At 61.3% G+C, this 23903-nt stretch carries 22 protein-coding genes; 7 read left to right on the top strand and 15 right to left on the bottom strand.

Translation table 11 applies throughout. The features are described 5' to 3' along the window. Positions 1-435 precede the first annotated feature (435 nt). From fliF to ACD590_RS01790, 11 genes are all read right to left on the bottom strand, one after another. On the bottom strand, positions 436-2127 hold the full coding sequence (gene fliF / locus ACD590_RS01840; RefSeq protein ID WP_018244797.1) for a flagellar basal-body MS-ring/collar protein FliF: 1692 nt from the start codon (positions 2125-2127) through the stop codon (positions 436-438). Positions 2128-2337: 210 nt separating this feature from the next. Next, positions 2338-2727 (bottom strand): chemotaxis protein CheT, encoded by a 390-nt coding sequence (gene cheT, locus ACD590_RS01835; RefSeq protein WP_018072555.1) that lies wholly within the window; start codon positions 2725-2727, stop codon positions 2338-2340. A 16-nt stretch (positions 2728-2743) separates the two neighbouring features. After that, on the bottom strand, positions 2744-3298 hold the full coding sequence (gene cheD / locus ACD590_RS01830; protein ID WP_018244796.1) for a chemoreceptor glutamine deamidase CheD: 555 nt from the start codon (positions 3296-3298) through the stop codon (positions 2744-2746). After that, a complete protein-coding gene (locus ACD590_RS01825; protein WP_003556488.1) occupies positions 3295-3684 on the bottom strand; it encodes a response regulator in 390 nt (129 codons plus the stop codon). The genes cheD and ACD590_RS01825 overlap by 4 nt, the downstream gene beginning before the upstream one ends. After that, complete coding sequence (gene cheB / locus ACD590_RS01820; RefSeq protein ID WP_018445823.1) at positions 3685-4728, bottom strand: protein-glutamate O-methylesterase CheB; 1044 nt, start codon at positions 4726-4728, stop codon at positions 3685-3687. It lies immediately after the preceding gene. After that, positions 4725-5633, bottom strand: a complete 909-nt coding sequence (gene cheR / locus ACD590_RS01815) for a protein-glutamate O-methyltransferase CheR (RefSeq protein WP_026230582.1) — start codon at positions 5631-5633, stop codon at positions 4725-4727. Before cheR ends, cheB begins: the two co-directional genes overlap by 4 nt. Beyond that, complete coding sequence (locus ACD590_RS01810) at positions 5630-6097, bottom strand: chemotaxis protein CheW (protein ID WP_012756045.1); 468 nt, start codon at positions 6095-6097, stop codon at positions 5630-5632. Before ACD590_RS01810 ends, cheR begins: the two co-directional genes overlap by 4 nt. 4 nt (positions 6098-6101) lie before the next feature. Next, a complete protein-coding gene (locus ACD590_RS01805) occupies positions 6102-8393 on the bottom strand; it encodes a chemotaxis protein CheA (RefSeq protein ID WP_018244794.1) in 2292 nt (763 codons plus the stop codon). 17 nt (positions 8394-8410) lie between these two features. Beyond that, positions 8411-8776 (bottom strand): chemotaxis response regulator CheY1, encoded by a 366-nt coding sequence (gene cheY1 / locus ACD590_RS01800; RefSeq protein ID WP_003545492.1) that lies wholly within the window; start codon positions 8774-8776, stop codon positions 8411-8413. Beyond that, complete coding sequence (locus ACD590_RS01795; protein WP_003545491.1) at positions 8773-9069, bottom strand: STAS domain-containing protein; 297 nt, start codon at positions 9067-9069, stop codon at positions 8773-8775. The genes cheY1 and ACD590_RS01795 overlap by 4 nt, the downstream gene beginning before the upstream one ends. A gap of 63 nt (positions 9070-9132) precedes the next feature. Further along, positions 9133-10761, bottom strand: coding sequence for a globin-coupled sensor protein (locus ACD590_RS01790; RefSeq protein WP_439002028.1), 1629 nt, complete (start codon positions 10759-10761; stop codon positions 9133-9135). A gap of 829 nt (positions 10762-11590) precedes the next feature. Between ACD590_RS01790 and ACD590_RS01785 the strand changes: the two genes are divergently transcribed. Further along, positions 11591-13012: an ArnT family glycosyltransferase gene (locus ACD590_RS01785; protein ID WP_439002027.1), complete on the top strand. Its 1422-nt coding sequence runs from the start codon at positions 11591-11593 to the stop codon at positions 13010-13012. Between the two features lie 6 nt (positions 13013-13018). On the opposite strand, the gene ACD590_RS01780 is transcribed toward ACD590_RS01785, so the two are convergent. After that, positions 13019-13324: a helix-turn-helix transcriptional regulator gene (locus ACD590_RS01780; RefSeq protein ID WP_018244791.1), complete on the bottom strand. Its 306-nt coding sequence runs from the start codon at positions 13322-13324 to the stop codon at positions 13019-13021. A gap of 34 nt (positions 13325-13358) precedes the next feature. On the opposite strand from ACD590_RS01780, the gene ybaL reads away from it, so the two are divergent. The 4 genes from ybaL to ACD590_RS01760 all read left to right on the top strand — a co-directional run bounded on the left by ybaL (position 13359) and on the right by ACD590_RS01760 (position 19123). Further along, positions 13359-15179, top strand: coding sequence for a YbaL family putative K(+) efflux transporter (gene ybaL, locus ACD590_RS01775; RefSeq protein WP_018445828.1), 1821 nt, complete (start codon positions 13359-13361; stop codon positions 15177-15179). 54 nt (positions 15180-15233) lie between these two features. After that, positions 15234-15614, top strand: coding sequence for a hypothetical protein (locus tag ACD590_RS01770; protein WP_018445829.1), 381 nt, complete (start codon positions 15234-15236; stop codon positions 15612-15614). An 82-nt stretch (positions 15615-15696) separates the two neighbouring features. Then, entirely contained in the window at positions 15697-18243 is a 2547-nt protein-coding gene (gene secD, locus ACD590_RS01765) for a protein translocase subunit SecD (protein ID WP_018244788.1), read from the top strand. Positions 18244-18406: 163 nt separating this feature from the next. After that, a complete protein-coding gene (locus ACD590_RS01760; RefSeq protein ID WP_018244787.1) occupies positions 18407-19123 on the top strand; it encodes a sensor histidine kinase in 717 nt (238 codons plus the stop codon). A 3-nt stretch (positions 19124-19126) separates the two neighbouring features. On the opposite strand, the gene ACD590_RS01755 is transcribed toward ACD590_RS01760, so the two are convergent. The 3 genes from ACD590_RS01755 to ACD590_RS01745 all read right to left on the bottom strand — a co-directional run bounded on the left by ACD590_RS01755 (position 19127) and on the right by ACD590_RS01745 (position 21157). Beyond that, positions 19127-19564 (bottom strand): response regulator, encoded by a 438-nt coding sequence (locus ACD590_RS01755; protein ID WP_018445830.1) that lies wholly within the window; start codon positions 19562-19564, stop codon positions 19127-19129. Between the two features lie 30 nt (positions 19565-19594). Further along, the gene (locus ACD590_RS01750) at positions 19595-20299 is read right to left on the bottom strand and encodes a response regulator transcription factor (RefSeq protein WP_018244785.1); all 705 of its coding nucleotides are present in this window, start codon (positions 20297-20299) and stop codon (positions 19595-19597) included. A 480-nt stretch (positions 20300-20779) separates the two neighbouring features. Continuing rightward, a complete protein-coding gene (locus ACD590_RS01745) occupies positions 20780-21157 on the bottom strand; it encodes a response regulator (RefSeq protein ID WP_018445831.1) in 378 nt (125 codons plus the stop codon). 28 nt (positions 21158-21185) lie between these two features. Between ACD590_RS01745 and ACD590_RS01740 the strand changes: the two genes are divergently transcribed. Together ACD590_RS01740 and ACD590_RS01735 are read left to right on the top strand one after the other, a co-directional pair. Then, a complete protein-coding gene (locus ACD590_RS01740) occupies positions 21186-23489 on the top strand; it encodes a sensor histidine kinase (protein WP_018244783.1) in 2304 nt (767 codons plus the stop codon). Next, complete coding sequence (locus ACD590_RS01735; protein WP_018244782.1) at positions 23476-23901, top strand: response regulator; 426 nt, start codon at positions 23476-23478, stop codon at positions 23899-23901. The genes ACD590_RS01740 and ACD590_RS01735 overlap by 14 nt, the downstream gene beginning before the upstream one ends. The last annotated feature ends 2 nt before the right edge of the window (positions 23902-23903 follow it).

Here is a 23903-nt window from a genome sequence, read left to right as displayed (position 1 = left end):
CGGCTGAGAAACGATCGAACTCGGTGCAACAGCAATTTTTCTGTAAGGGATTCAATTCAAGTCCCGCTCGAATCCCATTTCGAATCACCTAAGGGTAAGCCAGCCGATGCAAATCACCATCTCCGACTTCTAGGGATTTACTTTCGCTGTCGCCAATGCACTGATTCGATCACTCGTTCCAGCCTTCAAGATATAAGGAGGCTAAGGTGATTCTGGCGGTATCGCAACTTGCTTCGCGTTTTACGCGAGTCCATCTCATCATGTCGCGCTACAGCCGCATTTCAGTGATCGGGTCTATCGTCTTATTCGAATTCCCGACCCTGAATGTCAGGCCGGGTCTCTCGTATCTGCAGTCACGGCTTTTCAGCAAACAGCGGTTGGGGAATCACGCTTCGGGTACCGACATGAAAAAAGGCCGGTTGCCCGGCCTTTGCTTTACGCTGCGTCGTCGATCGCCCATTTCCTGAGGATTTTCGCGGCGCGTTCCTCGTTGATCTCGACCATACGGGAAAGCTTGCGTTCCGGGCCTTCCTTGACGCGCCGATTGAAGTTTCCATCGTCGTCGCCGAGGCTGAGCAGGTCTTCGGTACTGTCGAAGCCGAAATCGGACCCGAAGCCGTCCATGAGAGCGCCACCGGCGGCGCCTGATGCAGGCGCGAAGTCCGGAAGCTCGAGGCCGGCCGCTTCCGGCGTGGCGTCGCCGAAAGCCGCGGAGCTGCCGTTGCCGCTGACGCTGCGCACCAGCGGCCGCAGACCCATCCAGACCACCACGAAGGCGACCGCGACAAAGGCGAGCGAGTTGATGATGCCGGCAAGGTTGCGGCTCAGCATGTCCATAACGCGGACGCCACCGGTGGCGTCTTCAAGCAGCTGGTTTTCGAGGAAGTCCATGGCCGTGACGGTGACGACGTCGCCGCGCTTGGCGTCGATGCCGGCCGCCGAAGCGACGATCTTCTGCATTTCGGCAAGATAGGCATCAACCTTGGTCTGGTCGGCGGGTTCTCCGACCATCTTGGCGATGCGGCCCTTGTTGACCACCACAGCGATCGAAAGCTTCTCGACCTTATAGCTGTTACGGGTCGTCGCCGTCGTCTTGCTGTTGATTTCGTAGTTGGTCTGCTCTTCGCGCTTGTCGGATTTGTCCTGCGATTCGGGCCCGGCGGAACCGCCGGCCTCGGGGGCCGCCTGCGGAATGTTCTGCTCGACCGTCGTCGCGCTATCGGACTGCTTCTGCTGTGACTGCTGGGCTTCCTTCGTCGAGCGAACCGAGCGTTCGACCTTGGATTCGGGATCGTAGGTCGTTTCCTGGATCTGCTGGGCGTCCGTGTTGAGATCGGCGGTGACGCTGGAGCGGAAGTTGTCCATGCCGAGGAAGGGTGCCAGCGCCTTGTCGATGTTGGATTCGACTTCCTGCTGAACGTTCTGGACGATGTTGAGCGAGCGGTTCAGCGAGCTGTTGCTCGCCTCGTCGCCGGAAGCGAGCAGCTGGCCGGCGGAATCGAGAATGGTCACGTCATCGACGTCAAGCCCCGGCACAGCCGAGGCGACGAGGTGGCGGATCGAGGTCGCTGCGCTGCGCCCGGTGGTCGCGCTGGCGCGAATCATGACGGAGGCAGTCGGTTTCTGCTCCGCCTTCCGGAAGTTTCCGACCTCCGGCATGACGATGTGGACGCGTGCGGCTGTTATGCCCGAGATCGACTGGATGGTGCGGGCGATTTCGCCTTCCAGCGCCCGAACCCGCGTCACCTCCTGCATGAAGGAGGTCAGGCCGAGAGAGCCGACATTGTCGAAGAGTTCGTAACCGGCATTGGCGCTGTTCGGCAGGCCGCGCTCGGCAAGCATCAAGCGGGCCTTGCCCGTCATCCCCGCGGGGACGCTGATGCTGGTGCCGTCCGTGCCGACCTGGAAATTGATGTTGGCTTCGGCAAGCGCCATGCTGATCTGGTTGAGATCCGGCGAGTCCAGACCGACATAGAGCGTTTCCTGTGCCGGCTTGTTGACGAAAAGGGCAGCCGCAAGGACGATTGCGATAGAGACGGCACCGACGCCTCCAAGAATCATCAGGCGCGTTCGGCCCAAGGCGCCGAAGTTCTTAAATATCTGAACTAATTGATTTAACAGATTCATTCTGTTCTCGCACGATCCGTCAAAGACAAAGCAGGCTTATTGCCTCATCAGACGAATAGTCGGCGAAACTTGTGCGAGCGTTTCGTGAAGAACGGCAGGGCCGAAAAGGTCCCAAGCATGTCGCGCAAAGGTGTGCTGCGGTTTTGCGAAAACGACATGCGCAAAATGGGCCTAAAGCGCAAGGCGCGAATCTGAAGATTGCGACGCGCTTTAGAAGAAATCGAAGTCGCCGGCTGCCTTGCTCAATGGCTGGGAATGGCCGTGGCGTGTGGCGCCGCCCAATGCCTTCTGCATCTCTGCCAGCTTGACGAGGCTGAGCGCGGTTGCGACATCGACTGCCCAGCCGTGCGGGATTTCACCGGTGATGGTATCGATAAATTCGGCAAGGCCGCGCGATTTCTGCACTGCCAGATCAATGCCCTGCATGACCTTCATGGCATCCGGCGAATTCAGGATTTCGGCGCCGCCGATTTCGAGAAGCTGCGGCTCGATGCGCTCGATGAGATAGGCGACATCGTGCAGTTCGGACACGATGCGCATCAGGATGTCGCTCAGCGCTTCAACAGGCGCAGGCGGCTCCATCACCGGGTTAAATGTCATATGAAAATCCTCGCCATCAAAAAAATTCGATACTGGTTTCGACGGGCTTCTGCGGAGCGGCGGGACGCTGCTCGAGAGCGACAGTTCTCTGCGTTTCGGCGCCGGTCAGGGGGTATTGCCGCGCACGACCGGAGACCGGCCAATATTCAAGCTTGCGTCCATGCTCTCCACCGGTCGAGGAACCGACCACCGGAATGCCTTCATCCCTCAGGAACTGCACGGCGAAGGCCGCGTTCTGCTCACCGACATTGGAGAATGTCGAGATCGTCTTCGCGCCGCCGAAGATTTTTGCTTCCAGCCGGTCGCGCCGGGCGCCCTGCTTCAGGAGGCCGTTGATCAGCAGTTCCATCAGATGCACGCCGTACCGCGTGGCATCGCCACCTGAAGTCGGCGACGTCGCCGAACCGGGCAGCAGAAAGTGGTTCATGCCGCCGACACCGGCGACAGGATCTCTGAGGCACGCAGCCACGCACGAACCGAGAATGGTCGAGAGGACCGCATTCGGATCGCTCAGAACCTTGTACTCGCCCTGAATGATGTGCACGCGGCGGGCTGCCCCCTCAGTGATCATTTCAGGGCTCCAAACACGGCTTCGATGGCCGCTTTCATCTTCTCGATCGTGAACGGCTTGGCGAGCACGTTGTTGGCGCCGAGCTGGGCCGCCTTCTGCACCAGCGCGCGGTCGCCCTGGGCGGTCAGGATGATGAAGGCCGCCTTCTTGGTGTTCGGGTTGGTGCGAACAGCCTGAAGGAAGCCGATGCCATCCATCTTCGGCATGTTGAAGTCCGAGATCACCAGGTGGTGCGGCTGCTCGGCCATGATCTTCATGCCCTGCTCGCCGTCGCCGGCCGAGGTGATCTGCTTGAAACCGAGCTGAGTCAGCGCGTCGCTGAGCAGCAACCGGCTCGTTACCTGATCATCGACGATCAGAACTTTGATTTTCTCCGCGATCGACATTTATTCGGTCCCTTCCTTTCGGGCGGCTGTCATTTTCAATATTTCTTCACCGATGGCAGACAGCGGGAGCTGCTGCTCAACGGCGCCAAGTTCGTGAGCAACCCTTGGCATTCCGTAAACGACACAGGTTTTTTCGTTCTGGCCGAGCGTTCTGGCGCCGGCGTGGCGCATTTTCAACAATCCGGCGGCGCCATCGCGGCCCATTCCGGTCAAAATCACACCGACGGCATTGCGGCCCGCCAGTTCCGCGACCGAATCGAAAAGTACGTCCACCGAGGGGCGGTGACCGTTGACCGGTGCCCGGTCTATGAGACGGCAGCACGGCGCCGAGGCGCTGCTGACCTGGAGGTGACGCTCGCCGCCGGGCGCCAGATAGATCTTGCCGATTTCGAGACGGGCACCATCGGTCGCTTCCTGCACCACCGGCGCACAGAGGCGGTTCAGTCGTTCGGCAAAGCTCTTGGTGAAGGTCGGCGGCATATGTTGGGTGATAACGGTCGGCGGGCAATTCGCCGGAAATTTCTGCAGCACGGCGATCAGCGCCTCGACACCGCCGGTCGACGAGCCGATCGCGACGATCTTGCGGCCGACGCGGAAATCGGCGACCGAGGGTGGTGGCGCGACGGCGGCAGCAGGCTGGGAATACTGGCGTTGCGTGCGCGCGGCGGCCTTGACCTTCTCGGCGAGGTCGCCAAACGGCCTGAGTTCGCCCGGCGCCGGCTTGCCGACGCAGTCGAACGCGCCGATCTCCAGCGCCGCAAGCGTCGCCTCGGCGCCGCGATGGGTCATGGTGGATACCATGATCACCGGCATCGGACGCAGCGTCATGATCTTTTCGAGGAAATCGAGACCGTTCATGTTCGGCATCTCGATGTCGAGCGTCACGACGTCGGGGTTCAGCCGCTTGATCGCCTCGCGCGCTTCCAGCGCATCGCCGGCCTGGCCGATGACGTTGACCTCGGGGTCGGAACTCAGCACGGCGGTGATCAGGCCCCGCATCGTCGGGGAGTCGTCAACAACGAGAACTCTTGCCGGAGCGCTCATGCCTTCCTCCCGAGACCTTTGGCCGTATAGCGATAGGTCGTGATGCCGATATTGTCGAAGACGTGTTTTGCCTCACCCGAAACGCGCTCGGAATGGCCGATATAGAGATGCCCGCCCTCCGGCAGCAGACCGGCGAAACGCTGCCAGATCTTCATCTGCGTCGGCTCGTCGAAATAGATGACGACGTTGCGGCAGAAGATGACGTCGAACTTGCCCTTGAACGGCCATTGCGCCATCAGGTTCAGCTCGTTGTAGGTGATCAGCCGCTTGACGCGGTCGTCGACCTGGAACTTCCTGCGGCCCTGTATCTCGACTTCGCTGAACCATTGCTTGCGCATGGCAGGCGACACGGTTTCAAGCGCGCTCTCGTCATAGGCGCCGGCCCGGGCGATCGCGAGAATCTTCGGATCGATGTCGGTTGCCAGGATCTTGAAGTCGTAGTCCGCGACATTCGGCATCAGCGACAGCACCGTCAGCGCGATCGAATAGGGTTCCTGCCCATCGGAGGAGGCGGCTGACCAGATGCGCACCCTGCCGCCCGATCTCGCCCGCTGCAGAAGTTCCGGCAGGACATGGTCGCGCAGGTGGTCGAAATGGTGGTTCTCGCGGAAGAAGCGGGTAAAATTGGTGGTCAGGTGCGAAAGCATCTCGCGCCGCGGCGCAGCACCCGCCGGCGAAGCGACGAGCTCGCAGTATTCCCGAAAGCCGGACAGACCGAGATTGCGGATATGCTTCGATAGACGCGAATAGACCAGCGACGCCTTCGTCTCGTTGAGGAAGATGCCGGCATCCGAATAGATCATTGCGGCGATCTCGGTGAGGTCGCGGCGCGTCAGCGGATATTCTCCGCTCGCCAGGACCTCGTCGGATCCCTGTCTCTGATCTTTTGCGCCCATTACACTCATGCGGCTTCGCTTTCGGTCTCTGGAAAGAGGGATTCGAGTTCGATCAGGCAGATCATTCGCTTCTCGATGGCGAGAATGCCGCGGGCAAATTGACGCTCGAGTTCGGAGGAGATCTCGGGCGTCGGCTGGATGGTTTCGTCGGTCACCGTCAGGATATCAGAAACGGCGTCGACCAGGAGGCCGACGACCTTACGCCGGACCTGGGCGACGATGATGACATGACGGGCGGTCGGATCGGCCGGCTTCATGCCGAGCCGGGCCGCAAGATCGATGATCGGCAGCACCGCACCGCGCAGGTTGATGACACCCAGCATATAGCCAGGCGAATGCGGCATCGCGGTCGCCGGAGTCCAGCCCCGGATTTCGCGAACCGACATGATGTTCACGCAAAATTCCTGATCCCCGATGCGGAACGCGATCAGCTCGCGATCCCCCTCGTTCAGATTTTTTACAGTGTACGACATTCCCTTAGCCCACCGCTGCTAACGACATTTCCGCTTTGAGCGACTGGCCGCGCGAGGCGCCGACAACTGCGTCGACATCGAGGATGAGAGCCACGCGGCCGTCACCGAGGATTGTGGCGGCAGCAATGCCCGGCACGTGGGTGTAGTTCGCTTCCAGGCTCTTGATGACCACCTGGCGCTGACCCTGGATGGCGTCGACCATCAGGGCGCGCTGGCCGCCGCCTTCGGATTCCACCAGAAGCGCCACGCCCTCGACCGGATTGGCCTGGGTGGCGCGGAAGTTCAGGATGCGGCCGACATCGACCAGCGGGCAGAAGCTGTTGCGGATCGAGATCAGCCGGTGGTTGGCACCGAAGGAATGGATCGCGGCAGCTTCCGGCTGCAGGGTTTCGACGATCGCGGTCAGCGGCACGACCAGCGTCTGGCCGGCGACGGTGACTACCATGCCGTCGAGGACGGCGAGCGTCAGCGGCAGGCTCATGGTGAAGACCGAACCGTGGCCCGGCTTCGAGGTGATGTTGATGCGGCCGCCGAGCGCCTGGATCGAGCGCTTGACGACGTCCATGCCGACACCGCGGCCGGAGATGTCGGAGATCTTGTCGGCCGTCGAGAAGCCCGGCAGGAAGATCAGGTTGTCGATTTCCTCGTCCGACAGGTTAGCGTCGGCCGGGATGAGGTCGTTGTCGATCGCCTTCTGGCGGACCTTCTCGCGGTTGATGCCGGCGCCGTCGTCGGCAAGCTCGATCAGGATGCGTCCCGAACGATGCTTGGCGGTGAGGCGGACCGTGCCTTCGGTGTTCTTGCCGGCAGCTGCGCGCTTTTCGGGTGTTTCGATGCCGTGGTCGACGGCGTTGCGGATCATGTGGGTCAGCGGCTCGGCCAGCTTGTCGATGACCGTCTTGTCGACTTCGGTGTTTTCACCTTCAGTGATGAGGCGGATCGATTTGCCGGTCATGTCGGCGATTTCGCGGACGATACGCGACATGCGCTGGAACACCGGCTTCACCGGCTGCGCGCGGATCGCCATGACCGAGTCCTGGATCTCGCGGGTGAGCTGCTGCAGCTCTTCGAGGCCCATATTGATCGAGGAGGTGCCGGTCGTGTCATTCTCGATGACACTCTGCGACAGCATCGCCTGGTTGATGACCAATTCGCCGACGAGGTTGATCAGGCGGTCGACACGGTCGAGATCGACGCGGATCGTCTGGCCGGCACCGGCGGCATTGTTCTGGGCGGCAGCACTTGCTGCGGCCGCTGCGGCGGCTGCCGATTCCTTCTTCTCGACGCGGGCGGCGGCTGCGGCCATCTGCGTGACGTTGGAGGCAGTTTCGGCGGCGGCAACGGCTGCGGCCGTCTCCTCGGCCCGCGCGTCTGAGGCGGAAACCTCTTCCGTTGCGCCCGTTTCGTCCAGGATCGACAGATCGAAGGGGACCGGCACCATCGGCAGTTCGTCGTTGCTGGTCGCGTCCGCCCTTGCTTCTTCGACCGGCTTCACCGTCAGTTCGCAATCCCACTCGGCGAATTCGAAGACGGTGCGAATAGCGTCCTCGCCTTTGTCCGTCTTGATCGTGACGTTCCAGAAGAAATAGGCGCCTTCCGGATCGAGTTCCTCCAGGCCCGGCAGCTCATCCGTATTGCAGTAGATGGTCATTTCGCCGAGGCGCGAGAGGTCGCGCAGCAGCAGGGTGGCGTCATTGCCCTTGGAATAGAGTTCGTAGCGCGGCTTGAAGATGACTTCATAGGCCGGCATGCCGCCCGCATCGCCCTCGCCGCCGAAATCGTCGAAGGAAAAGGGGACTGGCTGGAAGCCGCTGTCGTCGGTCGGCTTGGGGGTCGGCGCCGGAGCGGCCGGAGCAGCCTTTGCGGCGGCCTTCGGCGCCGGCGCTTCGGACGATGCCGAGGGAGACGGCAATTCGCCGTTGGCCAACGCCTCAAGTTCCTTGACGAGGCCGCGGCTGCGGCTTTCATCGACGCTGCCGCCGTCGCGTGCGGCGTTCGTCAGGTCGGCGAGCACGTCGGCCGACTTCAGCATCACCTTCAGGACATCCTGGTTCGGCTCAAGCTTGTTGGATCGAACGCAATCGAGAGTGGTCTCGAAAACATGGGCGAAGGCTACCAGATCGTCAAGGCCGAAGGCGCCGGCGCCACCCTTGATCGAATGCACGGCACGGAACACCGCATTGACGGTTTCCGGATCGCGATCGCCATCATTCATTTTCAGAAGACCGGATTCCAGCTCGGCGAGCTGTTCCTCGCACTCCTGGAAAAAGATCTCTTTGATTTCGTTCATATCCATAGGAGCAAATCCTGGGTTTAAGCGGTTACACGCTCAATGGCATCGATCAGCTTGGCCGGGTCGAAGGGCTTGACGATCCAGCCCGTGGCACCGGCCTGGCGGGCGCGGTTCTTCTTTTCCGCGTCGCTTTCGGTGGTCAGGACCAGGATCGGGATCGCCCGATATTTCTCGTTGCGGCGGACACCTTCGATGAAGCCGAAACCGTCGAGGCGCGGCATGTTGATGTCGGTCACGATGACATCAGGGTTGGACTCTTCGAGAACCTCGAGGCCCTCGATGCCGTCTTCCGCCTGGATCGTCTCGAAGCCGGCATTGTTCAGCGTCACGAGAAGCATGTTTCGGATGGTGCGGGAATCATCCACGGTGAGCACTTTTTTCTTCATTGCCGAATCTCCTTGGCAAGCAGGTGGTCAATATTGACGCCAACCAGCTGCATCGTTTTCTGAAATGCGTCGGACACCTTGGAGAAGGTGAACGGCTGCTTGTCCTGCTCCCAGGTCTTCTCGGCGGACATCAGAACCTGGGCGCAAAGAGCACCGATCCGTTCGACGCCGGAAGCGTCTATCGAAAGACCGCTACCCCGGAGGGAGAGGAGTTTATCGCGCAAGGCGGAAGCCTCGTTGAGGTCGAGCACCGCTGTCAAATCCAGCGTCTTGCCACTCTTCTTTGCTGCCATCAGCTTTTCCTTGTCCCCTTATCCCCGGCCCGAAAAGACGAGCTGGGGCAATCATCCGATAGGTTAGTAAACATTCCGCCCACCTCCGACGCCTGCGAAGGGCTGTGGAAGGCCAAAATCGTCATTTTCGTATTCGTCCACGGCCGGTGCCGGACGGGCGGCGGCCTCGATGGCGCGCGGCGGTGTCACGCGAACCGGTGCTTGACGCCCGGCAGTGGCATTTTCCCGGGCGATGCGGAATTCGCGAATCGTCTGGCCGAGCTCGAGAATGACGGTGTGGAGGTGGTCGGCGCCTTCAGCGGAGCGCTCCGCAAGTCCAGCACTATCCGCCACTTCGCCACCCAGGCCCTTGACGTCTGAAGTCACGCTGTCGAGGCTGGCGGCATGTTCGCCCGTTCGAGTAGCGATGCCGGCGATGGCGGCGTTGATGTCGGTTACCTGACGCACGATGCTGCCGATCGAATCCTGCGTGCGGCCGACCATCTGCACGCCGGCGTCGACTTGCGCCTTGGTCGTCGTCACCAGCGTCTTGATCTCGCGGGCGGCTTCGGCCGAGCGCTGGGCAAGGGCGCGAACTTCCTGGGCGACGACGGCAAAACCGCGGCCGGAATCGCCGGCGCGAGCGGCCTCGATACCGGCATTCAGCGCCAGAAGATTGGTCTGGAAGGCGATCTCGTCGATCGCGCCGATGATCTGGCCGATCTTTTCGGCCGACTGCTCGATATCGGCCATGGCGCTGATTGCGCGGCCGACGACCTCACCGCTTGCCTCGACGGCAGCGCGCGTCGTGGCGGCCGCCTGTTCGGCAGCGCGGCTGTCGGCAGCACCATCGCGCACACTGCCGGCAATGCCGGCAAGGGCCGCAGCGGAAAGCTGCAGCCGATCGGCCTGGCCGGAAGCCGTGCCGGCGAACTGCCGCGACAGACCGGCAAGCGAGCCCGTCGCCGCTTCCGCCTTGACCGTGCGCTCAGTAATGGCGGTGAACTCGGCCTGGAGGCCATCCAACGCGCCGTTCAGCGCGGCGGCGATCCCGGCATAGGCGCCGTCGACGGGCGCGCGTCGCGTCAGGTCGCGTGCGGAAAGACCGTCGATGACATCGCCGAAGATCCGGGCGATCTCGGCCTCGTTGTCGGCGCGCTGGTCGGCAAGCGCACGCTGCTCCCCGGCGCGCAGCGCGTTGAAGCGGAGCGAGACGGCAATTTCCACATCGACCATGACAATGCGGATGATCGCCGTCATCAGGTCGGAGATTTCGCGGGTGCGGCGCTTGGCCGACGGCAGCAGCGGACGGCCGGCGATCTCCTCGGCGAGACCGGAAACGACATGCTCCAGCATGACGGCATGGCCGGCCACGTGCCAGCGCGGGTCGAGGCCCATTTTGCTTTCGGTATCGGAGAGAACCTTGACGCGCTCTGCATAGAGGCTGTCGAACCGCGCATCCGTCAGCACATCCCAATGCGAGGACTGCAGATCGTGCAGGCGGTCGACCTGGCGCTCGCTCTCGAAATTGCGCGAGGCGTCGGGGAATGACTGGAACCTGTGAAAGAGATCCCTGAGGCCCGCCTTCAGATGCGCCTCGAGGGCCGGCCGGTTGCGGCGCACCAACTCGCACTGGTCGGCATCGAGACCGGCAAAGCGCAGGCGGTCGCGCAAGCTGCCTGCCTGCGCGCCACGAGCCTGATCTGATGGCATATCCTGCCTCAACGCCTGTCCCCAACCACTTTCCGGGCAAAGGCCCGGCCAAAAACTTTCGCAGCATCCGATGAACGCGAAGCGTGGAGACGGTCCTCACCACCGGTCGCAACCGGCGGATCGAGCCCCCTGATCAGCTATGTTTCGGAGCTGTCTGAAGAGATGGATACCGGATCAACCCGGTACGGCGGGACGGCGTCATGCCTGGTGGGAACGAGTGCATCTTCCCATTCCGACGTGTAACCCAATGTTTATGGTTAATTCCTTGCTTGAAGGTTAATAAGCCTTTCGCGGTGCAGGCTTTTGAAGCAATTCAAGGCCGTTCACAGCAAATACTGCTGCGGAGTTGCACGGCTGCTACAAGGCACACGCAAGCTCCGTGTTATATGCCGGTCGATAACCAAGACATGACGTCGACAAGGACAGAGCAATGATTGTTCTCGGATTGGGTTCCTGCTTGATTGCAATGACGCTGCTTGCCGCCGTCGCCCGTCTCGATTTTCTCGCTGCAAACCGCGATCTCCGCGCGCTTCGGGTGTTCTAAAGCGCATCGCGATCTTTCGGATTCGCTCCTCGCGCTTTAGTTCTCTGTTTTCCGCATGTCGTTATCCCAAAACCGCTGCACAGTTTTGCGCGACATCCAGTAGAGCGCCGTGCGTCCTTTCGGACGCACAAAGGACGCTCTAACACTTTGAATCTACGCATCGTGCTTTCCGAAAATCGATTCCGATTTTCGGGCCGATGCGCTAGATCCACCCTTCCCCGTTGGCAGTCCGACACCTTTGGTGTATCGCACTCGCGCCTTTCATGTCAGCGGAACTATCGGTTCATGTCCCCCAGATCTGGTCTCCTCATCGTTCTTGGCTTCACGCTCTGGCGCGTCGTCACGCTCAATTTCGATGCGACGGACCTTTTCGTCGACGAGGCGCAGTACTGGTTCTGGTCGCAGAATCTCGATCTCGGCTATTATTCCAAGCCGCCGATGATTGCCTGGGTGATCCGGGCGATGACCGAGCTTTCCGGCTCCAACGCCATCTATTGGATCAGACTGCTCGGACCGCTGATCCACATGGCGGCGGCACTGGTGCTGATGAAGACGGCAAAACGTTTCGTCGGGCCGGAGGTCGAAGGCTGGACGGGCGCCACCTACATCACGCTCCCCGGCGTTGCGCTTTCTTCGGTGTTCTTCTCGACCGACGTGATCCTGCTATTCTTCATCGCGATCGCGCTGCTTGCCTATTTCGGCCTTACGCAGCGACGCTCGGTCGAGCTGGCGCTCGTCATGGGCCTTAGCGTCGGCCTCGCCTTCCTGACGAAATATGCCGTGCTGTTCGTCGTTCCGGGCGGCGCGCTTGCCCTCCTCCTCATTCCGGCGGCACGCATCGCCATCCGGGATTGCATCATCGCGGTCGCGGTCGCGGCGGTCGTCGCCCTGCCGAACCTGTGGTGGAACCTGCAGCACGACAACACGACGGTGCGGCATACGCAGGATATCGCCCATTGGAGCGAACTCGGTATCAATGTCCGTCGCGGGCTTGAATTCTTCTCCGCCCAGTTCGGCGTCGTCGGGCCGATCATCTTCTTCGCGATGCTCTGGGCGGTCTATCACATGATCAAGGGCAGGAGCGACGACCGCGAGAAGATGCTGATCTGGCTGTCGATGCCGGTGGTGGTGCTCATCACGCTTCAGGCAACCGTCGCCAAGGCCTATGCCAACTGGGCGGTGACCGCCTATGTCGCCGGGACCATCCTTGCCGTCTGGCTGCTTTACCGGATGTGGCCGAAGGGGCTCAAGCTGTCGTTGACCATCAACGGCATCGCCAGCCTGCTTTTTCCGCTGGCGACGATCTTTCCGCATCAATTGCTGCTGCCGAACGGCGACGAGTTGATGAAGCGCTATCTCGGCCGCGCCGAAGTCAGCCGCGAGGCCGCAGCACTCGCAGCTCAGGCCGGCACCGACATCATCGTCACCGACAATCGCGACATGGTCGCCGATCTTTTCTATACGCTCCGCGATGCGACCTACAGGATCTATGCGCGAGCGCCCGCGGGCCTTCCGGAGAGCTATTACGAGCAGGAGTTCGCTCTGCCTGCCGACATCACCGGCAAGGTGCTTTTCCTGACGGACAGGCCCTTCACCTGCGCCACCGAGACGCCCGAGGTACTGAAGAACTGGCAGCCGACGGAAGGCAACTACAAGGGCAAGGCGCTTTCCATCTACAAGGTCTCAGCCACCTGCCTGGCACCCTGAGCCGGTTCAGCCGGCTGGATCAGGCAGGCAAAGGCCGGTGCCTGCCCCTTCGATCTCCACGAATTTGACGCCGCCCTCCTCGAAGGCGAGGCGCAGCTGCGCCTCCGTCGCGCGGTGGATGTCGTGGTGCCGGCCTTCATAATCGCGGATGGTGCTGCGCGAGACGGCAGCCCTCTCGGCAAGATCGGTCTGAGTCCAGTCGAGCAGTCCGCGCGCCGCGCGACAGAGAGGGGGAGTGAGAATTGTTTCCCTTGCGCCTTGACCCATGATTTCAAGTTGCCCATATTGGTCGATATAGACCATATATGTCATATTACGAACGGGATTTCCAGATCGGGAGACAGCAATGCCACACGATACGCCCTTGATTTCGACAATCGTCGGCGGCCTCGTGCTGGCTTTCATCTTCGGCGCCTTCGCCCATCGGCTGCGGATGCCGCCGCTCGTCGGTTATCTCATCGCCGGCGTGCTTGTGGGGCCACATACGCCAGGTTATGTGGCGGATCAGAACCTTGCGCCGGAGCTGGCCGAAATCGGCGTCATTCTGCTGATGTTCGGCGTCGGGCTGCACTTCTCCCTGAAAGACCTGCTATCGGTGCGCGGCATCGCCGTGCCCGGCGCGATCGTGCAGATCGCCTTTGCGACACTGCTCGGCTGGGGGCTTGGCGCCTTCATGGGCTGGCCGACCGGCGGCAGTCTGGTCTTCGGCCTGGCGCTTTCGGTCGCCTCCACCGTTGTGCTGTTGAAAGCGCTGCAGGAGCGGCGCCTCGTCGAGACGGAGCGCGGCAGGATCGCCGTCGGCTGGCTGATCGTCGAGGATCTCGCCATGGTGCTGGCGCTGGTGCTGATCCCGGCCGCAGCCAGCATCGGCGGTGAGGGTCACGCTCCCGTCGAGCCGCTCTCGGCCGCGTTGAGCCGCCTGTTCGACCTCGATCTCGGCATCGGCGGCATGATAGCCATGACGCTGGTCAAGGTGGCGCTGTTCGTGGCGCTGATGCTGGTCTTCGGTCGTAAGCTCATTCCATGGACGATGCACCGCATCGCCCATACCGGTTCGCGCGAGCTCTTCCGGCTTGGCGTGTTGGCGATCGCGCTCGGCGTCGCCTTCGGAGCGGCAAAGCTCTTCGGCGTATCGCTGGCGCTCGGCGCCTTCTTTGCCGGCATGGTGCTTGCCGAAAGCGAGCTCAGCCATCGCGCAGCACAGGAAAGCCTGCCGCTGCGCGACGCCTTTGCCGTGCTGTTCTTTGTCTCTGTCGGCATGCTGTTCGATCCGAACATCCTGATCGACAAACCGCTGCCGATCCTTGCCACCATCTTCATCATCGTCATCGGCAAGTCAGTCGCAGCGCTCCTGATCGTGCTCGCCTTCAAGAAACCGCTCGGCACCGCGCTGACGATTTCGGCCAGCCTCGGCCAGATCGGCGAATTCTCCTTCATCCTCGCCGCCCTCGGCGTCGAACTGGGACTGCTGCCGGAGGAAGGCCGCGATCTGATCCTTGCCGGCGCCATCATCTCGATCATCCTCAATCCGCTGCTGTTTTTCCTCTGCGACCGCATGCGGCCGCTGCTGGATGGTGCAAAGCGCGAAGACGTCGTGGCGGACCCTGCTCCCGCTGCGGATGCGATAGCAGCGCAGGAGGAGATGCCGCCCGAAGACGACGAGGTGCACCCAACCGCTCTCAGCGGCCACGCCATTCTGGTCGGCTATGGGCGGGTTGGCAGCATCGTCGGACAGAATCTCAAGTCGTCAGCCACACCTTTTCTCGTCATCGAGGACTCCGACAAGCGCATCGGCGAGCTGAAGGTGCAGGGTATCGAAACCCTGGCGGGCAATGCGGTGATGCGGGAAACGCTCGACCTTGCCAATCTTTCCGGCGCCCGCAGCATTGCCATCGCCATCCCCAACGCCTTCGAGGCCTGCCGCATCGCCGAGCAGGCCCGTAGCGTCAATCCATCGATCCTCATCGTCGCCCGCGCCCATTCCGACGCCGAGGTCGATGAGCTGAAGCTCTATGGCGCCGACACCGTCATCATGGGCGAGCGTGAAATCGCGCTTGGCATGGTTGACCGGCTCGCCCAAGTGCATCATGAGAGTGAACCCTATGAAGACGGGCATGGGCCTGATACAATTATGCCGACGGACGACCCTCCGCCGGAAAGAGAATGAGAGATTGGCGCGCTTTTGAGCCGATACGGGAGTGACATCGCCGGGACGGAGAAGATGGAGCTGGACCAGCACCGTCTGACGAGCCGTATCGCCGCTTCTCTCCTCGTCGCCATCCTTGCCTATCTCGGCCTGCTTTTCGGCGGCAATCTGGTGATCTCGCCAGCCGCTGCCGTCAATACGCTTTCCTCTTCCGGTCGAGATCCGCAGCCGCCGCAGTTGACTGCGCGCGACACCGTGCGTGGGCTGCTTGCCACGGAGCGCAAGCTTGCGCCGAAGCAGACGGCACATGACGCCGGCTCGCCTGCCCTTGCCGCCGCTCCGGCCCTTGATTTCGCCGGCTGGAACATATCAGCCGCTTTTCCGGCATTCGAAGCTTCGCTTCACGCCGCAGTCTCCAGGACCCATCAGCCGCGCGCACCGCCGGTCGCTGCCTGACGCTCGCGCCGATCGGCGCTTCCGACATTGACGACATGCCGCCAGCGCCCGAGCGCCGGCCCTCGATATCAAGGAATACAACATGCGTACTTCACCATGGCTGGTGTTCACCTATACGGTGATCATCCTACTCGGCCTATTGATCGCCCTGCCGAACGTCCTGCCGCAATCCGTCCTCCAGCGCGTGCCGGCCTGGCTGCCGCATGAGCAGGTGTCGCTCGGCCTCGACCTTCGCGGCGGCTCGCACCTCGTTCTGGAAGTCGACGAAGCCGACCTGACCAAGGAGCGGCTGCAATCGCTGCTTCAGGACGCGCGCCGCGTGCTGCGCGAAAAGGGCATCCAGCCGAAAGCCGTGGTCCGCAGCCAGAACCAGATCGTCGTGACGCTCGCCGATGCCTCACAGAGCGATGCTGCCGTCACCGAACTCAAGACGCTCGCCAACCCGATCAGCACCGGCCTCAGCGCCGGCCAGGCCGATCTTGATGTCACCGCGAACGGCGCCACCATCACCGTCGGCTTCTCGCCGGCCGGCATCTCCGCCAATGTCGACAATGCCGTCCAGCAGAGCCTCGAAGTCATCCGCCAGCGCGTCGACCAGGTCGGCGTCTCCGAGCCGACCATCCAGCGCATCGGCGCCAACCGCGTGCTCGTCCAGCTTCCGGGCGCGCAGGATCCGTCACGCCTGCGCGAACTTCTCGGTTCCACCGCCAAGATGTCGTTCCACATGCTGGCGCCGAACAATGCGCCCGGACCCGGCGTGACCATGCTGAAGGACGATGAAGGCCGATCCTATCCGGTCCTCGACCGCGTCGAAATCTCCGGCGACCGCCTTTCGGATGCCCGCGTCGGCTTCGACCCGAACACGCATGAGCCGATCGTCAGCTTCCGCTTCGACAGCGCCGGCGCCAGCCGCTTTGCCGAGATCACCCGCCAGAATGTCGGCAATCCCTTCGCCATCGTCCTCGACGACAAGGTGCTGAGCGCGCCTGTTATCCGCGAGCCGATCACCGGCGGTTCCGGCCAGATCTCCGGCAGCTTCTCGGCCGATAGCGCCACGACGCTGGCGGCCATGCTGCGCGCCGGCGCCCTGCCCGCCAAGCTGACGGTCATCGAAGAGCGCACCGTCGGCGCCGACCTCGGCGCCGACGCGATCAAGATGGGCATTTATTCCGGCATCGTCGGCTTTGTCCTCGTCGCAGTCTTCATCTTCGTTCTCTATGGCACCTGGGGCTTCCTGGCGAATATCGCACTGTTGATTCACACGATCCTGACCTTCTCGGCGCTTACGCTGGTTGGTGCGACGCTGACGCTACCGGGCATTGCCGGTGTCGTGCTCGGCATCGGCCTCGCGGTCGACGCCAACGTCCTCATCAACGAGCGCATCCGCGAAGAAACGCGCAAGGGCAGGAGCGCCTTCGCCGCCATCGACACCGGTTTCCGCCGTGCCTATTCGACCATCATCGACGGCAACATGACGGCCCTGATCGCTGCGGCCATCCTGTTCTTTTTCGGCTCCGGACCGGTTCGCGGCTTTGCCGTGACCATGGCGCTCGGCCTGATCATCTCGATGTTCACATCGGTCGCCTTCGTGCGTGTGGCGATGATCGAGATCACCCGCCGCAGAAAGCTCAAGGTGCTGAACATCCGGCCGTTGATCCCGTTCAGCCCCTATGACAAGCACATCCAGTTCATGAAGGCGCGCTTCTTCGGCATCACCGTCTCAGCGCTGCTTTCGATCGCCTCCGTCGTGCTCTTCATCCATCCCGGCCTCAACTACGGCGTCGATTTCCGCGGCGGCATCCAGATGGCCGTCAGGACCACCGCCCCGGCCGATCTTGCGACGTTCCGTGAAGGCCTGAACACGCTTGGTCTCGGCGAAATCTCGCTGCAGTCCTTCGGTGACAAGAACAGCATTCTCGTTCGTGCCCAACGGCAGGAAGGCGGCGAAGAGGCACAGACGGCAGCGGTGACCAAGCTGAAGGCCGAAGTCGCCAAAATCGATCCGACCGCCACCATCGAGGGCACCGACGTCATCGGGCCGAAGGTCAGCGGCGAGCTTGCCTGGGCCGGTATCCTGTCGGTCGTGATCGCAAGCTTCGCGATGCTCATCTATATCTGGGTACGGTTCGAATGGCCGTTTGCCGTCGGCGCCATCGTCACGCTGGTGCTCGACGTCACCAAGGCGATCGGCTTCTTCGCGATCACCGGCCTCGACTTCAATCTGACAGCGATCGCCGCCATTCTGACGCTCGTCGGTTACTCGGTGAACGACAAGGTCGTCGTCTATGACCGCATGCGCGAAAATATGCGACTCTATAAGTCGATGCCGCTGCGCGAGATCATCGACAAGTCGATCAACGAGACCTTGGCGCGAAGCCTCTACACCAATGCGACGGCCTTCCTCGCCCTGGTGCCTATGGCGATCTGGGGCGGTAGTGCCGTCTCGAGCTTCGCGATCCCGATGGTCTTCGGCATTCTCGTGGCCGGCGCCTCGTCGATCTTCATCGCAGCACCCATCCTGCTCTTCCTGGGCGACTGGCGCCGCCGCCATGCCAAGGCACCGGCAACCGATGCGGCAGTTGAGATCATCCCGCCGGAACAGGGTCGCCCGCGCAAGTCCGCGAGCTAAATCCCCGTTTTTAACGCATCTTTGAAGAGGGCGCCGGTTGCAGAGCCGGCGCCCTCTTTCTATTGTCGGCTGCTGCATTATGTGCCAATTCAAAGTGTTAGAGCGTCCTTAGCGCGTCTGAAAAGACGTGCGGCGCTGCAATTGAGATCGGGGAAACCGCCAGATGTCATCCGACCCGACGAGACCGCCGGAAACCACCGTTGCCGGAGACAGCGAGGAGCGCATCAAGCGTTTTCTCGCAACCGCCTCGCACGACCTGCAATCGCCGCTCCGCCATATCGCCATGTATGCCGAGCTGCTGCTCGACGATCTCGAGGAGACGCTCGACGGCGAACAGCTTCAGAGCCTCCGGATGATCATGGAAAAGGCGCAGACGGCGCAGCGTCTCACCAAGGCGTTGATGAGCCTTGCCGGTGGCACACCTCAGGTGACGCCTGAAGAGATCGATCTGCAGGCGTTGGCCGAAAATGTCTGGGGCGAACTGACCGATGAGACGGCGGTCCGTGAGGCAACGCTTGAAAGCGACGGCCTGCCTTCCATCCGTACCGACCCTGCCCTCTTCGGTCTGGTGCTGCGGCATCTGCTGACCAATGCCCTCACCTATCGCAGCGAAGTGTCGCCGCGTGTGGCCATTGCCGCGGAGCGCGAGGGGACGGACTGGTTCATCCGGATTGCCGACAATGGGATGGGCATCGATCCGGCTTATCGGGAGCGGATATTCGAGCCGTTCTGGAAATTGCCGAAGCCGGGAGCAGTCCAGGGCGCCGGTCTCGGACTGACGACGGCGCGGGAGTTTCTGACGGCGCTTGGCGGCGATATCAGCCTCGAACATTCGGATGCAAGCGGCAGCTGTTTCATCATCCGCCTTCCCATCGCATGATGGTTAGATGCTGTAATCGTCCTTCCAGAAATCCGGGACGTCATAGGTCACATATTCGCGGATGATGTGCTGCAGCGCCTGGGCATCGATTTCGTCCTTGCCGATGCGGAAATCGACGCCGTAATCCGGGAATTCCTGGAAATAGCCGCCCGATATATCGGTCGAGACAACGCCGATCGGGCCGGTGTAACCGATGCCCCGCAGCTCCGGCACCGTTTCGCGGAAATCGGCATTGGGCAGCAGGCGGTTGTCGAGCAGGATGAGATCGAAGCGCGCCAAGCGGATCTTTTCCAGCGCGTCACCGATCGATGGCGAATATTCAACCTCGACGGCCGGCTCGGAGAGATCGGCGATCTTCTTCTTGAGCGCACGGAATTCGATGAATTCGTCATCGACAAAGAGAACCTTGACAGTGTTCCTTCGGCTCGTTTCGGTGATCATCGTCTCATTTCCCCAATCCCGAAACCAACTTCACGAAACCAAACCATTCCTCAAGGCGATCGCCACCATATGAACGCGGTTGACAGCGTCAAGTTTGCGCGCGGCCGCGGTGATGTGCGAATTGACCGTATGTTCGGACAGACCGAGAATGATGGCGATTTCCGCCGACGTCTTGCCTTCGCTCGTCCATTTGACGATTTCCGATTCGCGCTGGGTCAGCCGTCCGGACATTTCCGGCGTCAGGATTTCCTCGTAGAGCTTGTCGAAAATGCGCATGGCGTCGAGAAGCATGTCGGCGATCTCACTCTGATCCGGCTCCTGACGCTCGCCGCTGAGCACGAGGCAATATCGCCGCCCTTCCGGCGTAAATAGCGGGATGAAGAGAAAGACGCCGCTCAGGAATTCGTTGAAAACAAGATTGGACGGGTAAGCTTCCGGCTGTGCGCTCCTGCCATGGACCGGCGTTGCCAGGAACTGGGCGCTCTTTGCCCGGACGGTCCCGAGCGCTTCCTTCAACGTCGTGATGAAAAGGCCGACACGTCGCTCAGCGACATTGGTGATGACGATATCACGTTCACCGAAAGGGGCCGAAGCCTCGGAAATGCGGGCAAGCGCGAAATTGTTGAAGTTGTAATGCTGCGCCGCCGACTTCAGCAGACGGAAAAAATCGGTGCGGTTGATCGCCCGGCTAAGCTCCGGTCCGGCATGAAAGGGAATTGCCGGGGCATTGCTCATTCCAACTCTTCCTCTCCTCCCGCCAATACCTCTAATCCCGAAATCTTGGGATATACGTCTTAAACGCGAAGAGCTACAAAAATTGCGAGACGGTTGATGAGGGATATCGAAAACGGGGACTTTCGATATGTAAGGCGGAAATCATCAATTATCTCAACGACAGGTGATGCACGGGCAGATTTTACTGAGGGGCAGTAGTTCTTACCTGGGTATCGTATTCTTCCTGCATTCAACATCCATGAATGCGAGAAGGCAGTGCCAGACGTAAGCGCGAGAGAGCCGATAGACCCATTCAGCTAAGGGGTTGGCTGATGTTCGTGGCGGCGAACGCGGGTTGATCGGTTCTCTCAGCGCTTATTTTGCGTTCCATATTCTTCGCTCCGGTTGCATCTTGTGATGCGTCCTCGACCTTGTCAATTGCGGTTCGTCATATGGCTTGGACGAATGAGGGGGAACAGGTCATCCGGCTTTCGCCGTATTCTACATCTCAAGATTGAGAATGATCGAGGCAAGGTCAAGTGGCTTTTCCAGATAGACATCGGCGCCGGCATCGAGTGAGCGCGCGCGGTCCTCGGCAGCATCCGATCCGCTGCAGATAGCAAGCCGCATCGCCTTGAAACGATCATCCAGGCGCAACCGAGTGATCAGGCCGATGCCGCTATCGAGTGGCATGTAGAGATCGGCGACCAGCACGTCAGGCGGTGTCTTGCCTTCCGCCGCGCGCGTCTCCAGCGCCTCCAGCGCCATTTCGGCTGCGGAGAAACAGAATAGATCGACGTCTATCTGCTGCTTTCTGCAGATATAGTCGAGATAGAAGAGGTCATCCTTGCTGTCGTCGACATAAAATAGGGTGGTCATCTAGCACCGAAATTTGGATATTGTTCGAATGAACCTCGCTGTCCTTCGACATCACCATATCGCGGTTCCACTGAAATTCGATATACCTCATCGCAGATCATTTCGCAAAAAGCGTGGCACCGCCCCGCCTTGCCTATTGAGTATTCCTCGATTTCGGAAAAGATGGCCGCGCGAACCGAAGGAGGACACACGGGTGCAGGATCAGGGCAACGTGGACCTGCAGGATCAGCCAAGGCGGCACTACCGTGCCTTTGCGATTGCGGTCGGCTGCCTGATGTTCCTTCTCGGCTTGACTGCCCTTGCCGGCTGGCTGCTGCAGGTCGAGATTGTCATTTCGCTGGTTCCCGGCTTTCCGTCGATGGCCTTCAACACCGCGCTGTGCTTCGTGCTTTCCGGCGTGGGGCTTGCCGCCTCGACACTGGCGGCCCGCCGTTTTCGCGTGACGGCAACGATCACGGCGGGGCTTGCGGCGGCGATCGCTGCGGCCCGGCTCGTGGAAATCGTCACGATCGGGCGGACTTTTCACAATGTCGACGTGTTGATCACGCGCTTCCTGGTTCCGCCCGATTTCATCGCCAAGATCGGCGGCGGCATGGGACCGAACACGGCGTTGGTCTTCCTGATCGCCAATCTTTCGCTGCTGCTCTCGCTCCACATGGAGAAAAAGAGCCAGGTGGTGCAGGAACTGACGAGCTATGTCGTTGTCACGCTCGGCATGATCGCGCTGGCCGGCTATGTCACCGACGCCGAACAGGGTTACCGCTGGGGTCCCTATGCGGCAATGGCGCTGCATACGGCGATCGGCATCGTGATCTTCGGCTCGGGGCTTCTCGCCCGCTCCTGGTGGATGCAGCCGGCAAACCGGGCGCAGATCCCGCTCTGGATCCCGGCTGCGGTCTGCTTCACCGGCCTTCTCGTCGATCTCTATACGCCGCTGGGTGTCGCCAACGGCATTCTCTATGTGCCGCTGGTGCTGACGGCGCTCTGGTTCGGCAACAGAAATGCGCCGCTTTTCTTCGCCTTTGCCTGCACCGTGCTGTTGATGCTCGGCTTTTTCGCCGTCAGGCACAATGAGGCGGCGTTCTGGCAGGAGATCGCCAACCGCACTATTACGGCTGCCACGCTCTGGCTGATCGCGCTCCTCGTCTACTATTTCATGCGCAACACCCATCACCTGGAAGGCGAGCGCGTCCGCTTCGGCGCGCTGGTGCGCGGCACCCCTGATGCCGTCGTCGTCATCGACGAGCGTGGAACGATCAAGAATTTCAATCCGGCGGCTGAAAGCATGTTCGGCTACTCCCCGCAGGAGACGATCGGCCGGAATATCAAGATGCTGATGCCCGAACCCTACCATTCCGAGCACGACGGCTATCTCGCCCATTACCGGCAGACTGGCGAGGAGCGCATCATCGGCACGACGCGCATGGTCTCCGGACGACGCAAGAACGGCATCGTCTTTCCGATCGATGTTTCCATCAGCGCCGTCGTCACCGGCCAGACAAAGACCTTCGTCGGTATCGTGCGCGACATCAGCGAGCGCGTCCGGCAGGAAGAACGGATGAAAACGACGCTTTCCCAGCTCGAGGCCTATACGGCCGAGCTCGAGCGCAGCAACCACGACCTCGATGAATTCGCTTATATCGCCTCGCATGATCTCAAAGAGCCGCTGCGCGGCCTGCACAACCACTCCCGCTTCCTTCTGGAGGACTATGAAGACAAGCTCGACGAGGACGGCGTGCGCCGGCTGAACCGGCTCGTGCGTCTCAGCCAACGCATGGAGAAACTCGTCAACGACCTACTTTATTTCTCCCGGCTCGGGCGTCAGCAGCTGGCGGTCAAACGCACCGACATCGGCCTGATCGTCAAGGATGTCGTCGCGACGATGGAGTTGTTGCTGGAGGAGCGGCATGCCAAGGTCATCATTGACGGCCGGCTGCCGGAGGTGGTCTGCGACGCGCCGCGGCTGACCGAAGTGTTCCGCAATCTCATTACCAATGCGATCAAATACAACGACAAGCCGGCGCCGCTCGTCTCGATCGGTTACCTCGACCGTTTCGTCGGCAAGGACGGCACGGTTGCCCGCAACGTGTTTTTCGTTAAGGATAACGGCAAGGGCATTCCGCAGGAATTCCACGAGGATATTTTCCGCATTTTCAAGCGGCTGGAAAAGTCGCAGGATTCCGACGACGGCACCGGAGCAGGCCTTACCTTCGTGCGCAAGATCATCGCGCGGCACAATGGCGATATCTGGCTGGAATCCGAGGTCGGCACCGGCACAACATTCTATTTCACCTTGGGAAAAAAGCGCGAGGGGCAAAATGCAGCAGCGTGACACGCAACCGATCCTGATCGTCGAAGACAGCGAAGACGATTTCGAAGCGACGATGCGCGCCTTCAAACGCACCAACCTGCGCAACTCGATCCGCTGGGCGGCTTCCGGTCAGGAAGCGCTCGACATGCTCGCCTCAATGGTGCCGAAACCGGGACTGATCTTGCTCGATCTCAACATGCCGGGCCTTGACGGCCGCAAGACGCTGGAGGCGATCAAGTCGAATGCCGGCTGGCGCAAGATCCCGGTGGTGATCCTCACGACCTCCGACGACGAACGTGACATCGAAGGCTGCTATGCGCTCGGCGCCAATACCTATGTGCAGAAGCCGGTCGATCTCGACGGGCTCTTCGCCGCGATCCAGCGGCTGAAGGAATACTGGTTCGAAATCGCCATCCTGCCGCTCGAGGACTGACA

The sequence above is a fragment of the Rhizobium sp. 862_C5_N1_2 genome (assembly GCF_051811205.1).
Classification (GTDB): domain Bacteria; phylum Pseudomonadota; class Alphaproteobacteria; order Rhizobiales; family Rhizobiaceae; genus Rhizobium; species Rhizobium leguminosarum.
The sequence above is the reverse complement of the archived record's forward strand: the minus strand, read 5'-3'. Positions and strand labels throughout refer to the sequence as shown.

Excerpts from the sequence above, each read along its gene's own strand:
- ACD590_RS01760 (WP_018244787.1), top strand. The coding sequence starts at position 18,407 with ATGTCATCCGACCCGACGAGACCGCCGGAAACCACCGTTGCCGGAGAC.
- ACD590_RS01740 (WP_018244783.1), top strand. The coding sequence starts at position 21,186 with ATGAACCTCGCTGTCCTTCGACATCACCATATCGCGGTTCCACTGAAA.
- cheT (WP_018072555.1), bottom strand. The coding sequence starts at position 2,727 with ATGACATTTAACCCGGTGATGGAGCCGCCTGCGCCTGTTGAAGCGCTG.
- ACD590_RS01770 (WP_018445829.1), top strand. The coding sequence starts at position 15,234 with ATGGAGCTGGACCAGCACCGTCTGACGAGCCGTATCGCCGCTTCTCTC.
- ACD590_RS01750 (WP_018244785.1), bottom strand. The coding sequence starts at position 20,299 with ATGAGCAATGCCCCGGCAATTCCCTTTCATGCCGGACCGGAGCTTAGC.
- cheD (WP_018244796.1), bottom strand. The coding sequence starts at position 3,298 with ATGATCACTGAGGGGGCAGCCCGCCGCGTGCACATCATTCAGGGCGAG.
- ACD590_RS01780 (WP_018244791.1), bottom strand. The coding sequence starts at position 13,324 with ATGACATATATGGTCTATATCGACCAATATGGGCAACTTGAAATCATG.
- ACD590_RS01825 (WP_003556488.1), bottom strand. The coding sequence starts at position 3,684 with ATGTCGATCGCGGAGAAAATCAAAGTTCTGATCGTCGATGATCAGGTA.
- secD (WP_018244788.1), top strand. The coding sequence starts at position 15,697 with ATGCGTACTTCACCATGGCTGGTGTTCACCTATACGGTGATCATCCTA.
- ACD590_RS01805 (WP_018244794.1), bottom strand. The coding sequence starts at position 8,393 with ATGGATATGAACGAAATCAAAGAGATCTTTTTCCAGGAGTGCGAGGAA.
- ACD590_RS01735 (WP_018244782.1), top strand. The coding sequence starts at position 23,476 with ATGCAGCAGCGTGACACGCAACCGATCCTGATCGTCGAAGACAGCGAA.
- ACD590_RS01785 (WP_439002027.1), top strand. The coding sequence starts at position 11,591 with ATGTCCCCCAGATCTGGTCTCCTCATCGTTCTTGGCTTCACGCTCTGG.
- cheR (WP_026230582.1), bottom strand. The coding sequence starts at position 5,633 with ATGAGTGTAATGGGCGCAAAAGATCAGAGACAGGGATCCGACGAGGTC.
- ACD590_RS01810 (WP_012756045.1), bottom strand. The coding sequence starts at position 6,097 with ATGTCGTACACTGTAAAAAATCTGAACGAGGGGGATCGCGAGCTGATC.
- cheY1 (WP_003545492.1), bottom strand. The coding sequence starts at position 8,776 with ATGAAGAAAAAAGTGCTCACCGTGGATGATTCCCGCACCATCCGAAAC.
- fliF (WP_018244797.1), bottom strand. The coding sequence starts at position 2,127 with ATGAATCTGTTAAATCAATTAGTTCAGATATTTAAGAACTTCGGCGCC.
- ACD590_RS01790 (WP_439002028.1), bottom strand. The coding sequence starts at position 10,761 with ATGCCATCAGATCAGGCTCGTGGCGCGCAGGCAGGCAGCTTGCGCGAC.
- ACD590_RS01795 (WP_003545491.1), bottom strand. The coding sequence starts at position 9,069 with ATGGCAGCAAAGAAGAGTGGCAAGACGCTGGATTTGACAGCGGTGCTC.
- ybaL (WP_018445828.1), top strand. The coding sequence starts at position 13,359 with ATGCCACACGATACGCCCTTGATTTCGACAATCGTCGGCGGCCTCGTG.
- cheB (WP_018445823.1), bottom strand. The coding sequence starts at position 4,728 with ATGAGCGCTCCGGCAAGAGTTCTCGTTGTTGACGACTCCCCGACGATG.
- ACD590_RS01755 (WP_018445830.1), bottom strand. The coding sequence starts at position 19,564 with ATGATCACCGAAACGAGCCGAAGGAACACTGTCAAGGTTCTCTTTGTC.
- ACD590_RS01745 (WP_018445831.1), bottom strand. The coding sequence starts at position 21,157 with ATGACCACCCTATTTTATGTCGACGACAGCAAGGATGACCTCTTCTAT.